The organism is Mycobacterium sp. MMS18-G62 (assembly GCF_053877835.1).
Window position 1 is genome coordinate 3,279,300 of record NZ_CM132662.1, and the last position, 14,133, is coordinate 3,293,432.

The 14,133-nt window shown below is 67.0% G+C and carries 14 protein-coding genes and 1 pseudogene; 8 read left to right on the plus strand and 7 right to left on the minus strand.

The genetic code is table 11. From position 1 onward, the window contains the following. Positions 1 to 27: 27 nt before the first annotated feature. Both ACWW36_RS16330 and manB read left to right on the plus strand, forming a co-directional pair. A complete protein-coding gene (locus tag ACWW36_RS16330) occupies positions 28 to 912 on the plus strand; it encodes a glycosyltransferase family 2 protein (protein WP_456137048.1) in 885 nt (294 codons plus the stop codon). Next, positions 912 to 1,991, plus strand: a complete 1,080-nt coding sequence (gene manB, locus ACWW36_RS16335) for a mannose-1-phosphate guanylyltransferase (protein WP_456137049.1) — start codon at positions 912 to 914, stop codon at positions 1,989 to 1,991. Before ACWW36_RS16330 ends, manB begins: the two co-directional genes overlap by 1 nt. Here the strand turns inward: manB and ACWW36_RS16340 are convergent. Genes ACWW36_RS16340 through cofD form a run of 3 tightly spaced genes read right to left on the minus strand, consistent with a single transcriptional unit; the run spans position 1,973 to position 4,841 of the window. After that, positions 1,973 to 2,515, minus strand: coding sequence for an NUDIX hydrolase (locus ACWW36_RS16340; protein WP_456137050.1), 543 nt, complete (start codon positions 2,513 to 2,515; stop codon positions 1,973 to 1,975). The two genes, manB and ACWW36_RS16340, sit on opposite strands and share 19 nt — an antisense overlap. Beyond that, on the minus strand, positions 2,512 to 3,861 hold the full coding sequence (locus ACWW36_RS16345) for a coenzyme F420-0:L-glutamate ligase (RefSeq protein WP_456137051.1): 1,350 nt from the start codon (positions 3,859 to 3,861) through the stop codon (positions 2,512 to 2,514). The genes ACWW36_RS16340 and ACWW36_RS16345 overlap by 4 nt, the downstream gene beginning before the upstream one ends. Beyond that, positions 3,858 to 4,841, minus strand: coding sequence for a 2-phospho-L-lactate transferase (gene cofD / locus ACWW36_RS16350; RefSeq protein ID WP_456137052.1), 984 nt, complete (start codon positions 4,839 to 4,841; stop codon positions 3,858 to 3,860). The genes ACWW36_RS16345 and cofD overlap by 4 nt, the downstream gene beginning before the upstream one ends. Positions 4,842 to 5,132: 291 nt before the next feature. Here cofD and ACWW36_RS16355 point away from each other — a divergent pair, with 291 nt between their 5' ends. Beyond that, the gene (locus tag ACWW36_RS16355) at positions 5,133 to 5,534 is read left to right on the plus strand and encodes a WhiB family transcriptional regulator (protein ID WP_456137053.1); all 402 of its coding nucleotides are present in this window, start codon (positions 5,133 to 5,135) and stop codon (positions 5,532 to 5,534) included. A 9-nt stretch (positions 5,535 to 5,543) separates the two neighbouring features. On the opposite strand, the gene ACWW36_RS16360 is transcribed toward ACWW36_RS16355, so the two are convergent. Next, positions 5,544 to 5,966: a metallopeptidase family protein gene (locus ACWW36_RS16360; RefSeq protein WP_456142514.1), complete on the minus strand. Its 423-nt coding sequence runs from the start codon at positions 5,964 to 5,966 to the stop codon at positions 5,544 to 5,546. Between the two features lie 130 nt (positions 5,967 to 6,096). Here ACWW36_RS16360 and ACWW36_RS16365 point away from each other — a divergent pair, with 130 nt between their 5' ends. From ACWW36_RS16365 to manA, 4 genes are all read left to right on the plus strand, one after another. After that, on the plus strand, positions 6,097 to 6,516 hold the full coding sequence (locus ACWW36_RS16365; RefSeq protein WP_456137054.1) for a DUF3499 domain-containing protein: 420 nt from the start codon (positions 6,097 to 6,099) through the stop codon (positions 6,514 to 6,516). Positions 6,517 to 6,614: 98 nt separating this feature from the next. Further along, positions 6,615 to 8,000 (plus strand): phosphomannomutase/phosphoglucomutase, encoded by a 1,386-nt coding sequence (locus ACWW36_RS16370; protein ID WP_456137055.1) that lies wholly within the window; start codon positions 6,615 to 6,617, stop codon positions 7,998 to 8,000. Beyond that, complete coding sequence (locus tag ACWW36_RS16375; protein WP_456137056.1) at positions 7,997 to 9,091, plus strand: TobH protein; 1,095 nt, start codon at positions 7,997 to 7,999, stop codon at positions 9,089 to 9,091. Before ACWW36_RS16370 ends, ACWW36_RS16375 begins: the two co-directional genes overlap by 4 nt. Positions 9,092 to 9,094: 3 nt before the next feature. Then, positions 9,095 to 10,321 carry a mannose-6-phosphate isomerase, class I gene (manA, locus tag ACWW36_RS16380; RefSeq protein ID WP_456137057.1) on the plus strand — a complete coding sequence of 409 codons (1,227 nt, stop codon included), beginning with the start codon at positions 9,095 to 9,097 and terminating at the stop codon, positions 10,319 to 10,321. Here the strand turns inward: manA and ACWW36_RS16385 are convergent. Then, a pseudogene (locus ACWW36_RS16385) lies at positions 10,322 to 11,253 on the minus strand (DUF808 domain-containing protein); the annotation flags it as partial. Between the two features lie 25 nt (positions 11,254 to 11,278). Beyond that, on the minus strand, positions 11,279 to 11,593 hold the full coding sequence (locus tag ACWW36_RS16390) for a hypothetical protein (RefSeq protein ID WP_456137058.1): 315 nt from the start codon (positions 11,591 to 11,593) through the stop codon (positions 11,279 to 11,281). A 72-nt stretch (positions 11,594 to 11,665) separates the two neighbouring features. Here ACWW36_RS16390 and ACWW36_RS16395 point away from each other — a divergent pair, with 72 nt between their 5' ends. After that, a complete protein-coding gene (locus tag ACWW36_RS16395; RefSeq protein ID WP_456137059.1) occupies positions 11,666 to 12,781 on the plus strand; it encodes a hypothetical protein in 1,116 nt (371 codons plus the stop codon). Here ACWW36_RS16395 and ACWW36_RS16400 read toward each other — a convergent pair. Beyond that, complete coding sequence (locus ACWW36_RS16400; RefSeq protein WP_456137060.1) at positions 12,749 to 14,119, minus strand: FAD-dependent oxidoreductase; 1,371 nt, start codon at positions 14,117 to 14,119, stop codon at positions 12,749 to 12,751. The genes ACWW36_RS16395 and ACWW36_RS16400 overlap by 33 nt on opposite strands. Positions 14,120 to 14,133: the final 14 nt, after the last annotated feature.

Below are 14,133 nucleotides of genomic sequence, written 5' to 3' on the forward strand. Positions count from 1 at the left end.
CGTGAGTGACGATTCGGCAGGGGTCACGTGAGTGACGAATTAGTAGTGGTGACGGTTACGTACTCACCGGGACCGCACCTCGACCGGTTCTTGGCCTCGCTGTCGCATGCCACTGATCGGCCGGTGACGGTGATCATGGCTGACAACGGTTCCACCGACGGCGCCCCCGAAGAGGCGCTCGACCGCTATCCCAACGTCCGGCTGCTGCGCACCGGAGGCAACCTCGGCTACGGGACGGCGGTGAACCGCGCCGTCGACGAATACCTCAAAGACTCGGGATACTCGGAGTTTTTTGTCGTGGCCAACCCGGACGTGCAGTGGGGGCCGCGCAGCATCGACATCCTGATGGAGGCCGCCGCGCGCTGGCCGCGTGCCGGTGCGCTGGGGCCGTTGATCCGTGACCCCGACGGTTCGGTGTACCCGTCGGCACGGCACCTGCCGAGTTTGATCCGCGGCGGGATGCACGCCGTGGTCGGTCCGTTCTGGAAGTCCAACCCGTGGACCGCGGAATACCGCCAGGAGCGACTGGAGCCCAGCGAACGTCCCGTCGGCTGGCTGTCGGGCTCGTGCCTGTTGCTGCGGCGCACCGCGTTCGATGAGGTGGCGGGCTTCGACGAGCGCTATTTCATGTACATGGAGGACGTCGACCTGGGAGATCGTCTCGGCAAGGCGGGCTGGCAGAACGTGTACGTGCCGTCGGCGGAGATTTTGCACGACAAGGGCCACGCCACCGGCCGCGATCCGGCCCGCAACTTGGCGGCCCACCATACGAGCACCTACACTTTCCTGTCAGATCGGCATCCAAGTCGGTGGCAGGCTCCGTTGAGGTGGACGATAAGGGCAGCACTGGCAGCGCGCGCGAGCTTGGTGGTCCGCAATTCTCGGCGAAGGCAGGCGAAAGGACGGCCCTGATGGTCAACCCGGCAGAGGTGGACGCCGTCGTCCTGGTTGGTGGGTTGGGCACGCGGCTGCGACCGCTGACGCTCTCGGCGCCCAAGCCGATGCTGCCGACCGCCGGACTCCCGTTCCTGACCCACCTGCTGTCGCGCATCGCCGACGCCGGCATCGAACACGTGGTGCTGGGCACGTCGTACAAGGCCAGCGTCTTCGAATCGGAGTTCGGTGACGGCTCCAAAATGGGCCTGCAGATCGACTATGTGGTCGAGGACGAGCCGCTGGGCACCGGCGGCGGTATCGCCAACGTGGCGAACAGGCTGCGCTATGACACCGCGCTGGTGTTCAACGGCGACGTCCTTTCAGGCGCCGATCTGGGTGCGCTGATGCAGACCCATGACAGCAATGACGCCGACGTCACGCTGCATCTGGTGCGTGTCGGTGATCCACGTGCGTTCGGCTGCGTGCCGACGGACTCCGAGGGTGTGGTCACCGCGTTCCTGGAGAAGACGCAGGATCCGCCGACCGATCAGGTGAACGCCGGCTGCTACGTGTTCAAGCGGTCGGTCATCGACCAGATTCCGAAGGGCAGGCCGCTGTCGGTCGAGCGCGAGGTGTTCCCGCAGCTGCTGGCCGACGGCCTGAAGGTGTGCGGCTACGTCGACGCCACCTATTGGCGTGACATGGGCACGCCGGACGACTTCGTCCGCGGCTCGGCCGACCTGGTTCGCGGTATCGCGCCGTCGCCTGCCCTCGGCGGGCAGCGCGGCGAAAAGCTTGTGCACGACGGCGCGGCCGTCTCGCCCGGCGCGTTGCTGATCGGCGGAACGGTCGTTGGCCGCGGCGCCGAAATCGGCGCGGGCGCACGGCTTGACGGTGCGGTGATCTTCGACGGCGTGCGCATCGGCGCGGGCGCGGTGATCGAACGCTCGATCATCGGCTTCGGTGCACGTATCGGTCCGCGCGCGTTGGTCCGAGACGGTGTGATCGGCGACGGCGCCGACATCGGTGCGCGCTGCGAGTTGCTGCGCGGCGCGCGGGTGTGGCCGGGAGTCACGATTCCCGACGGCGGCATCCGCTATTCGACCGACGTCTGAGCGGCGCTCGCTAGTTGCGTCAGGCCGAAGTCGCACTCCTCGGGAAGCGCGTGTAGCGGCCACCACCGCAGGTCCAAAGACTCCTCGCTGACCGCGATTTCGGCGTCGGCCGGTGCGTGTACGACGAACTGCATGTCGAGATGGCGGGTCGGCACGCCGAGCGAGCAGGTGACAGGATGCACATGCAGCGCGGCCAGCTCCGGGTCGATGGTCAAGCCGTCGATGCCGGATTCCTCAGTGGCTTCCCGCAGCGCAGCGGAAACGATGTCGGGATCGGTTGCCTCGCAATGGCCGCCGAGTTGCAGCCACCGGCCGAACCGCGGGTGCAACGTCAGCAGTGCGTGCGTGCCGGTGTGGTCGAGCACCAACGCCGAGGCCGTGACATGGCCGGGCACACACTCGCGCAGGCACCCGTCCGGGCGGGCGGCAAGAAACGCGAGCACGGCGTGTCGCAGCGTGTCCTGCGCGGGATCCGGTGCCTCCCAACCGGTCAAGATCTCGACGGCCGAGGCATGAAGGCTCACTTGCGCACCAGCAGATCGTCGGTCGGGACCGGATCGCGGGGCCCGGATGCCTGTGTGCCCTCTTCGGGGTAGCCGATTGCTATGGCGCCCAACGGCTCCCATTCGGGCGGCAATACCAGCTCGTCGCGAACCAGGTCAGGGGCGAAGATCGTCGAGCCGATCCAGCAGCTGCCGACACCGCGCACGGCCAGGGCCACCAGCAGCGCCTGCACGGCGGCGCCCACCGCAACGGTGAACATCGTGTGCTCGGCCGCGGTCCGGGCCGGATCGGGATAGCTATGGGCGCCGTCGGGAACCATGAACGGGATCACCAGTTCCGGTGCGTCGTAGAGGATCTGACCGCGGCTGACGCGACGCTCGACTGCGTCGGCCGGTTTTCCGTCGCCGGCCAGGTCGGAGCTCCACTTGTCTTTCATCCGATCCAGCAGCCGCTGACGCGTGGCCGTGTCCTGTATCCAGACGAACCGCACCGGCCGGGTGTGGTGGGGTGCGGGTGCGGTGAGTGCTTCGGCCACGGCGGACTCGATGAGTTCGGCCGCGACGGGATCCTCGGAAAATCGGCGCACCGACCGCCTCAGCAGCTGGGCCTGACTGCGCCCCAACGCGATGGCTTCTTCGGTGCCCAGCCAGAACAGGTCATCCTCGCCGGGCCGCAAAAGGGTGCGTGCGTTGGACCCGTTGTCCGACAACGTCAACCCGCGAACCACCGCGACCGGAATGTCGGTCAGCTTGCCTTTGACCAGGTCGGCCGCCGCCGCGATCTCGTCGGCGACGGCGATCTCGGTGACGATCAGCTCGTTTCCGTGGCGATCGTGGGCCCCTGCGTATCCGTGCAGCACCGTCAGGCCTGCGGCGCCGATCGCGAAATCGGTCTGCCCGTTGCGCCACGCCCGGCCCATCGTGTCGGTGACGACCACGCCGACGGTGACGCCGAGCCGTTCCCGTACCCCTGCCCGCAGCGTCGCCGCGCTGGCGTCGGGGTCTTCGGGGAGCAGCGCCAATTCCGTTGCGCCGATGTTGGAGCCGTCGACACCGGCGGCGGCCTGCACAAGGCCGAGCGCGTTCTCGGTGATCAAGGTCCGGCCCTTGCGTGCCAGGACCCGCACGGCTTCGGCGTCGATCAGCTTGCGCCGCAACGCGTCCCGTTCTTCGGGGTCGGACGGCGCGGCGACGATGCGGCCCTCGCACTTGGACACCACCTTGCTGGTGACCACCACGACGTCGTCGTCCTGCAACCACGGTGCCGCCTCGACGATCGCCGCGGCCAGGTCGTCGCCAGGGCGGAACTCGGGCAGCCCGGCCACGGGAAGCAGTTCGACCGCAGCGGCCGAACCGTGCTCGGTCACGGCTTCACCCCCGCGAGATCCAGCCCCGCACGGACCATTTCGGCCGTCGCCGCCGGATCGGTCATCAGCAGCGGCACCGACCGGACCTCGATGCCCTCGATCTCGGCGTGGTCGCCCTCGTGGATCAGCCATCCGTCGAGAATGCCGACGCCGGAACGTGGACCGTAATAGCCGCCGACCGCTTCGGAAGTGCTCGCCACGCCGATGACCGACAGGCATTCGTCGGCCATGCCGCGCAACGGCTTTCCGCCAATGATGGGGGAGTAGCCGATCACGTGTGCCTTCGTCGAGCGCAGCGCGCCCCGGATACCGGGGATGGCCAATATCGCGCCGATGCTCACCACTGGGTTGGACGGCGCGAGCAGCACCGCGTCGGCCTCTGCTATCGCCTCTGCGACGCCGGGGCCGACGGTGGCCTTGTCGGCGCCGACGAACGCAAAGCTGTGCGTTTGGACCTTCGCGCGGTAGCGCACCCACCATTCCTGAAAGTGGATCGCGCGTTTCTCACCGTCGCTGGGATCGGTGATGACGACATGGGTTTCGCTGCGGTCGTCACTGGCAGGCAGCAGCTGCGCGCCGGGTGCCCAGCGCTGGCACAGGGCCTCGGTGACTTGCGAGAGCGGATAGCCCGCGCGCAGCATCTGGCTGCGCACTAGATGGGTGGCCAGATCGCGGTCGCCGAGACCGAACCAGTCCGGCTGCACACCGTAGGCGGCGAGCTCTTCTTTGGCGTGCCAGGTTTCGTCGCGGTGCCCCCAGCCGCGTTCCGGGTCGATGCCGCCGCCGAGGGTGTACATGCAGGTATCCAGGTCCGGGCAGATCCGCACGCCGTACATCCACGCGTCGTCGCCGATGTTCACCACGGCGGTGAGTTCGTTATCGGATTGGGACCCGCCAAATTGGCCCAAGCCCAGCAGGTGCTGCACGCCCAGCAGGAAGCGCGCGCCCCCTACACCGCCGACCAGAACCGTGACCTTCACATCGACCGACACTAGGCCGTCGCGCCGGAACCGGTGGCGGCGCGGGGGTGTGAGAGACACGCCACGCCGCGACGCGCCGAATTCCGATCACGGAATGGTATGAATTTCTGTTCTAGCGCTTGACCGCGGCAGCTAACACGTGTGTAATCACACCAGTGTCATTTCGCGGTTGGCCGGCCGGTTCCGGTGTCGCAGACCGAGATTCGATCACTTGTTCGAATTGAGATGGCCGCACATAACAATAGTGGGGCTTAATTTAACGATCTACGAGACCAGGTGAGGAGGCGGAACATGGCTTTTGAGCAGGTCGATTTCGGTCACCACGACCGATTTGACAACCGGATTCTCGGCTCAGTAGGCGACACCCGTCACACCATTACCGGACCGACACCAATTGGGACACCGGGACGGCCCCAATTGAGTTTGGTGCCAGAGCAACCCGAGAGATATGAAGTTGCCCCGGCAACTACCGAAGATGAACTTTGGCAAGAGCGCGGTTTGTGCGCGCAAACGGACCCCGAGGCGTTTTTCCCCGAGAAGGGCGGCTCGACCCGCGAGGCCAAGCGAATCTGCATGGGGTGCGAGGTGCGCGACAAGTGCCTCGACTACGCACTGGCCCATGACGAGCGCTTCGGCATCTGGGGCGGGCTCTCGGAGCGCGAACGCCGTCGCCTCAAGCGCGGCATCGTCTAGGCATACGTTTTATTCGTCATCGATCGTCGGGTCGATGACAGACGGTTCGACGCCCAAATAGGTGGCGACCTGAGCCACCAACACCTCATGCAGCAGCTCCGCCAGCTCGACGGTGTCCTTCGCCCGTCGCTCAATCGGCTTGCGGAACAAGACGATTCGCGCCCGAGTCGAGTTACCGCGGACATCGACCCCGGCTGGGATAAGCCGCGCCAGTGCGATCGGACCGTCCGCGAGTACCTCCGGCGGCCACGACACCGCGTCCGGATCCTTCGGTGAGATACGGGGTATCTCGTCCACGGCGACGTCCAGCGCCGACACCCTGTCGGCCCAGCGCCGTTCGATGGGTTCGTAGGCCTCCAGCACCGCCATGTCGAAGCGCTCGGCCCGGCTCCGCCAGCCCGGCACCGACGGCGGAAGGAGCGGCCCGCGCATTTCCCGGCCGCGACGCGATCGCCGCAGATTCTGCTCGGCCACGAGATGAAGAGTAACGGTTGGAGATCGTCGCCTCCGCGGCTGCGCGTGTCCGGCGGCCCACGGCGATTCCGCACGATAGCCTCTCGCTGTGAACGTTCCCCGTCGCTGCTGCCGGCCCGGGTGCCCCCACTATGCGGTCGCGACGCTGACCTTCGTCTACTCCGATTCGACGGCCGTCGTCGGTCCCCTTGCCACGGTGTCCGAGCCGCATTCGTGGGATCTGTGCGTGGCGCACGCCGGCCGCATCACCGCGCCGCGGGGCTGGGAGCTGGTTCGCCACGCGGGGCCGCTGCCCTCTCATCCCGACGAAGACGATCTCGTCGCGCTCGCCGATGCCGTGCGTGAAGGACGCGACGGCCCAGGTCCGATGAACGGCGTGGCGGCAGGGTTTTCCGATCCCGTCACCGGTGTGCACGGCGGTGCCCTGATGGCGCCGGCCGCCCGCAAACCCGAGTCGAACGGACGCCGGCGGGGCCACCTGCGGGTGTTGCCAGACCCCAGTGACTAAACCCCGAACCGGCTTAAGGCCCTAGGCCCGAGTAGTCGGCGTGCGCCGACGGCGCGACGGTTAGGCTGGCGCCAACGGTCCCTTTTGCAAGGAGTTCTATGTCACGGCCCGCCGCCGATGTTCACCGCGTCATCAAGGCGTATGACGTCCGCGGGTTGGTCGGCCAGGAACTCGATGAGCAATTCGTCGCCGACGTCGGGGGTGCGTTCGCGCGCATGGTCCGTGGCGATGCTTCGCAAGTGGTGATCGGCCACGACATGCGGGCCAGTTCACCGTCGTTGTCGGCGGCATTCGCCGATGGCGTTGTGGCCCAGGGTCTCGACGTGGTTCGGATCGGGCTGGCCTCAACGGATCAGCTGTATTTCGCGTCGGGTCTGCTGGACTGCCCCGGCGCGATGTTCACCGCGAGCCACAACCCGGCCGCCTACAACGGAATCAAGCTGTGCCGTGCCGGCGCCAAACCCGTTGGCAAGGACACCGGGCTGACCGCCATCAGTGAGGACGTCATCGCGGGCGTGCCCGCCTACGACGGACCCCGCGGCAGTATCTCCGACCGCGACGTGCTGGCCGACTACGGCGAGTTCCTGCGGTCACTGGTCGACGTCACCGAACTGCGCCCGCTCCGGGTCGCCGTCGACGCCGGCAACGGCATGGCGGGGCACACCACACCAGCGGTGTTGGCGCCGGTCGCCGGAATCACGCTGCTGCCCCTGTACTTCGAGCTCGACGGGACCTTCCCCAATCACGAGGCCAACCCGCTGGACGCGGCCAACCTCGTCGACCTTCAGGCCTACGTTCTCGAGACGGGTGCCGACATCGGGCTTGCCTTCGACGGGGATGCGGACCGGTGTTTTGTGGTCGACGAAAAGGGGCATCCGATTTCTCCGTCAGCGGTGACCGCGCTGGTCGCCGCGCGGGAACTGGGCAGAGAGATCGGCGCAACGGTGATCCACAACTTGATCACCTCGCGAGCGGTGCCTGAACTGGTCGCAGAGCGAGGCGGCACGCCGGTCCGTTCGCGGGTGGGGCATTCCTACATCAAGGCGCTGATGGCCGACACCGGAGCGATCTTCGGTGGTGAGCACTCGGCGCACTACTACTTCCGCGACTTCTGGGGCGCCGACTCCGGGATGCTGGCCGCGCTGCACGTACTCGCCGCGCTCGGCGAACAGGAGCGGCCGCTGTCGGACATCATGGCCGACTACCAGCGTTACGAAGCATCCGGCGAGATCAACTTCACGGTCACCGACGCCGAGGCGTGCGTGGACGACGTCTTGAAATCGTTCGGCACGCGGATCCACTCCATCGATCACCTCGACGGTGTGACCGTCGACCTCGGCGACGGCAGCTGGTTCAACGTGCGGATGTCCAACACCGAGCCGTTGCTGCGGCTCAACGTGGAGGCTCGCACGGCTGAAGAAGTTGACGAGATAGTCGGTCAGGTCGCATCCCAGATCGCCGCTCGCAGTGAGGCGGCCACGTGAATGCCACGCACGACGTTCTCGACTTAGACGATGTCGAAGGCCTGATGGCCGCAGACCAGGACGGTTTGCTGCGCGCGGCGTCGATGGCAGGTGCACAGGTGCGCGCCACCGCGGCACAGGTCGACGAGGGTGATCTCGACGCGCTGAAGTCCGACGAGCCACCGAGAACGGTGATCTGGGTGGCAGGCCGGGGCAACGCCGAGACCGCGGGGTCCATGCTCGCCGCGGCGCTCGGCGGTTCGGTGGCCGCGCCGATCGTCGTCGCATCCGAAGCGCCGCCGTGGATCGGCGCGCTGGACGTACTCGTCGTCGCCGGCGACGATCCCGGAGATCCGGCTCTGGTGGCGGCCGCCGCGACGGGTGTGCGCCGCGGGGCGCGTGTGGTCATCGTCGCGCCGTACGAAGGCCCGCTGCGCGACGCGACCGCCGGCCGGTCCGTCTCCCTCGCGCCGCGGGTATGGGTGCCCGACGACTACGGGCTGAGCCGGTATCTGGCGGCCGGCCTTGCCACCCTGGGTGCCGTGGATCCGGGGATGCGCGTGGACCTGGCCGCGCTGGCCGATGAACTCGACGCCGAGGCGTTTCGCAACAGCGCCCGCCACGAGCTATTCACCAACCCCGCCAAGACGCTGGCTGAACGCATGACAGGCCGCGACGTCGTGCTGGCTGCCGACAACGCTGCCACCCTCGCGCTGGCCCGCCACGGTGCGTCGGTGCTGCTGCGGGTGGCCCACCAGGCGGTGGCCGCGGTCGGACTTTCCGACGCCCTTGTGGCGCTGCGGGGCGGCATGGCCGGCGGATCGGGAGCCGATGCGCAGACTTCGGTATTCCATGACGAGCAGATCGACGGCCCGCTGCCCCGGCGGGTGCGGACTTTCGTGCTGACCACCGACGCCGAGCGCCAAGTCGTGCTCTCCCGAGTCGCCGGGCTCGACGACGTCGACGTGATCACCGCCGAGGATGTGCCGGAGGCATCCGAAACCCCCTCGGCCGCGGTGACATCCGCTGCCGGCCGTCCGGAACGACAACTGGCTATGCTCGCCGTCAGATTGGAAATGACCGCCACCTACCTGCGACTGGTTCGAGGTTAACGAGTGCACCTGCTACGCGGAGCGGTGCGAACCTATGCATGGGGTTCGCGGACCGCGATTGCCGATTTCACTGGACGGCCTTCTCCCACGGCGCATCCCGAGGCCGAGCTGTGGTTCGGTGCGCATCCAGGGGATCCGGCCTGGCTGGAGACCGACGAGGGTGAGGTGTCGCTGCTCGATACGCTGCGCGACGACCCGGAGGGTCAACTCGGCGCGGCCGTGCGCGGGCGATTCGGCGACACGCTGCCGTTCCTGCTGAAGGTATTGGCCGCCGATGAGCCGCTGTCGCTGCAGGCGCATCCGAGCGCGGAACAGGCGGTCGAGGGTTTCGCTCGTGAGGAGAAACTCGGGATTGGTGTCTTGGCACCGACGCGTAACTATCGCGACCGAAGCCACAAGCCCGAATTACTGGTCGCCCTAAGCCAATTCGAGGCATTGGCCGGTTTCCGGCCCGCGGCCAGCAGCGTCGAGTTGATGCGGGCGCTTGCGGTCAGCGATCTCGACCCGTTCGTCAACCTGCTGTCCGGACAGTCCGACGCCGACGGACTGCGGGCGCTGTTCACCACGTGGATCACGGCGCCGCAGCCCGACCTCGACGTGCTGGTGCCCGCCGTGATCGAGGGCGCGATCCAGTATCTGCGTTCGGGGAAGAAGAAATTCACGGCTGAGGCCAAGACGGTGCTGGAGCTCGGCGAGCGGTATCCGGGTGACGCCGGTGTGTTGGCCTCGCTGCTGCTGAACCGCATCAGCCTCAAGCCTGGCGAAGGCATCTATCTGCCAGCGGGCAACTTGCACGCGTACTTGCACGGGGTGGGCGTCGAAGTGATGGCCAACTCCGACAACGTGTTACGCGGCGGATTGACCCCCAAGCACGTCGATGTGCCGGAGCTGTTGCGAGTCCTTGACTTTCACCCCGCGACCGACGTGGTGATCCGTCCGGAAATCAGCAGGGAGGGGTCGGAACTCGTCTACAACACACCGGCCCCGGAGTTCGCGGTGTCGGTGCTGTGCGTCGACGGTGAGGCGCTCGGCCACGAGATCGACGCGCCGACGCGCCACGACGGACCCCAAATCCTGCTCTGCACAGAGGGTTCGACGGTGGTGCACGCGAAAACCACTGCGGTGACGCTGGAACGCGGAATGGCGGCATGGGTCGCTGCCGACGACGGCCCGATCCGGCTGGTCGCGCAGGATCCGACGAAGTTGTTCCGGGCTACCGTCGGCATCTAGTGATCGCGGCGGCCGAACGGCAGCACGTGCATGATCGCGACGACGACGGTTCCGACGACCAATCCGATCAACGCTGATGCCGCGGTGTTGACCAGCCAGGCCAGCAGCGCGCCGACGCCCTGGACGGCGTGATGGACGAAGTCTTCGGCGTGGTGCACGAGGCCGTACGGTGCATGCCAGCCGACCGTGTCTGTGCCGACGAGCAGTATGTGGCCGCCGACCCACAGCATCGCCACGGTGCCGATGGCCGACAGTGCCGCCAGCAGTTTGGGCATGCCGGCGACTAGGCCGCGGCCGACCCGCTGCGCGAATCGGGAGGTGCGTTGTGTGAGGCTCAGGCCGATGTCGTCCATCTTCACGATGGCTCCGACCACGCCGTATACCGCGATGGTGATGACCACGGCAACGATCGACAAAATGATGAGCCGCGGCCAGAACGACTGGTCGGCGACCTCGTTGAGGGCGATGACCATGATTTCCGCGGACAGGATGAAGTCGGTGCGGATCGCTCCCGCCGCCATCTGCTTCTCGGCGTCCTCGCCGATCGTCGCTGTGGGTGCGGCGTGGTCGGCGTGACCGAAAATTCGGCCCCAAACCTTCTCGGCGCCCTCGTAGCAGAGATAGGTGGCACCGAGCATCAGGATCGGCGTCAGCATCCACGGCGCGAACTGGCTGAGCAGCAACGCGGCGGGAAGGATGAACAGCAGCTTGTTGCGCAGCGACCCGATCGCGATCCGCTTGATGATCGGCAGCTCGCGTTCGGCGGCGATGCCGTGCACGTACTGCGGCGTCACCGCCGTGTCGTCGACGACGACTCCGGCCGCTTTGGCGGTCGCGCGTCCGGTGGCTGCGCCGATGTCGTCGACCGATGCGGCCGCAAGCCGGGCCAGCGCGGCAATGTCGTCGAGGAGTCCGAACAGACCGGCGCTCATCGCGTCGTCCCCATGGCACCGAAGGCTACCTGCAGGACGTCCGGTCGCGCATGAAGTGGATCAGGACATCCTCGGCCAGGCCGTATTGCATCGCGTCCACCCACAAGCGGTGGCGGACTGGCCCTTTCGCGCGCGCCCTCTGCCCGCCGGGGATCGCGGCATAGCCGCCGACGTCGGCTCTGGCCAATCGGTCCAGGACTTCGATGACCGCGTCGGGTTCGAGATCGGCAATCTGTGTCCACGTGTCGGCCCACACGCCGTTGTCCGTACCACCGGGCGCGAACCAGTATGCGATGTCGCGCGCCGCGACGTCTTCGATGGACCACATGGACGAGCTCATGGCAGCCTCCGCTCCCTGGCCAACATTATCTCGCGGCGAAATTGAGTTGGGGGTCCCTGGAAGACTGTGAATGTGACGGATCTCGACCTCAGAAACAAGGCGGGTGGGTGGCTGCGCACCGTCGCCGGTCCCCAGGACCGGCCGCGACCACGGGCCTCGCAGCGCGACAACGTCGTGATGACCGTGCTGTCGGGCTGGCTACTCGCCGGGTTGACGCTGGATGCGTGGGCGCACTCGAACCTCACCGACCTCGAAACGTTCTTCACCCCGTGGCACGCCGTCTTCTACAGCGGGTTCACCGCAACCGCGGCATGGGTGTGCGTGATGGTCCTGCGAAACGTCCGGCAGGGCCGTTCCGGCATCGCGGCGATTCCGATCGGCTACGGGTGGACTGTGATAGCCCTGGCGGTGTTCGGGTTGTCTGGCATCGCGGACGGTGTCTGGCACACGTTGTGGGGTATCGAAACGACGATCAATATCCTCTTCAGCCCGAGCCATCTTGGCCTCGGCGCTTCGATGGTGATCATCGTGACGTCACCGTTGCGCGCCATGTGGTCGGATCCCGATATCCCCGCCGCACCGACCTTGCGGCAGTTCTGGCCTGCAGCGCTGAGCATCGGGATGGCCGTCGCGCAGGTGCTTTTGTTTCTGGGCTACGGTGACGCGCTGAAGTATCGAGCCGAATGGATCGTGGATGGGTTCTCGGCGTCCCAGCAGTCCGCGGCCGTGCTGGCATCCCGGCTGATCATCTCCAACATCGTGCTGCTCGCCCCGGTTCTGTTCCTGGCGCGGCGTTGGCGGCTGCCGTTCTGGACGACGACTCTGGTGTGGCTGCCCGCCATTGCGCTTGCCGGTGCGGAGACAGAGGCACGTAACTCGAGCATATTGCTGACATTCGCGTTCACCGCGGTGCTCGTCGACCTGCTCGCGCGGTGGCTTAGGCCGGCCGCCGGCCGGCGCGGCGCGTTTTGGTTGTTCGGCGCGAGTGCCGCATTCGTCACGTGGGCCCTCTACCTCGCGGTTGCGTCCATCACCGTCGGCCGCACGCCCTCGGTGATCGAAATGTGGACGGGGGCACCGATTGTCGCAGGCTTGGCCGGCTGGCTGCTCGCCGTGCTGATGCTGCCGGACGCGCGCCAAGCCGTTTCGGATCCATCACAGCCGCGCAGCGGCACCGGCTTTCGCTGACTGGCCAGCGGCCTTTTTCTCGGCCAGCCACAGCCGCATGTTGTGGCGGATGGTGCGGCCAACCAGGCGGGCCGACGGGACCATGTACAGACTGTCGAGCAGGCTGAAGCGGCGCAGAAACCATTCTGCGAGAACGGGATCCGTCTCGGCCGCACCGAGAAATTGATCGAACAGGTGGCCGACGGGCCGGTACCACCACGGCATCGGGCCGCTGGCCCGGTGCAGCACGAGGTCGCCGATCGCGTTCATCGTCCACACCGGATATGTCGTCTTGGCAGTCGCGCGGTTGAACTCCGCGATCACGTCGCCGCTCTGCAGTGCCCGCTGTAGATGCCCGGCTTGTAGCGACGTCATCGTCATGCCCTGGCCGAAGGTCGGGTTGAAGCTCGCGACGGCGTCGCCGAACGGCAGGATGCCGGCGGGGAAGCGATCGAGTTTGTCGTAGCGGCGCCAGCGGCTGGTCGGGTATTTGTGGAACGCCACATCGCCGATGGGTTCGCCCTGCCGGATCGCGGCGGCAACATGGGCGGGAAGGATCTCATCGGCCAGCGCGCACATGCCTGCGAAGTCGTGCGGCGGCTCCACCTTGGCGACACCAAACGTCGTCAGTCCCCAGGTGCCGTCTTCGTAATAGAGCATGCCGAGTCCGAGCGGTTGCTCACGGCAGGCGCCGGCGACGATCACCTTCTCGGCGATCAAGCCTTCGGGTATGCGCAGTTGGTGCGTGGCGTAGCCGATTCCGACGTCGATGGTCTCTTCGTACGGTCGCTCAAAACCCCACTGCGCCAACCACACTGGAAGGCGCGTGCCGCGGCCCGCCGCATCGACGACGAGGTCGGTCGCGACGTCCTCACCGGTCTCGAGCAGAACACCCGTCACTGACTGCTTGCTGGGGTCGTAGCGGGGTTCGGCGACGGCGGTATGCACGATGTCGACGTTGTCGAGCGCAGCGACGCGGCGGCGGATCTGCCACTCCAGGTGCGGCCTGCTGGGCACATACGCGGTGAACTCGTCCTGCAACCGGTGATGGGTGCCCAAGACGTGGCCGGCGGCACCGAAGTGGATGCAGTCGGGGCGATTCTCCAGAATCGGCACACCGGCTTCCACCATGTCGTCGAGCAGACCCGGGAAGTGGCTTTCGAACTCCTGAGCGCCGCGCGCCATCAGCAGGTGCACGTGCCTGCCCTGTGGGACCGCGGACCGGTTCGCCGGACGGTCAGGCAGGTCGTCGCGCTCGAAGACCGTCACCCGGTCGTAGAAATCTGACAACACCCGTGCCGCGCACAAGCCCCCGAGGCTGGCCCCGATGACGACGGCGTGGTTTCCGCTCCGCCCCATGGGGGGACAGTACT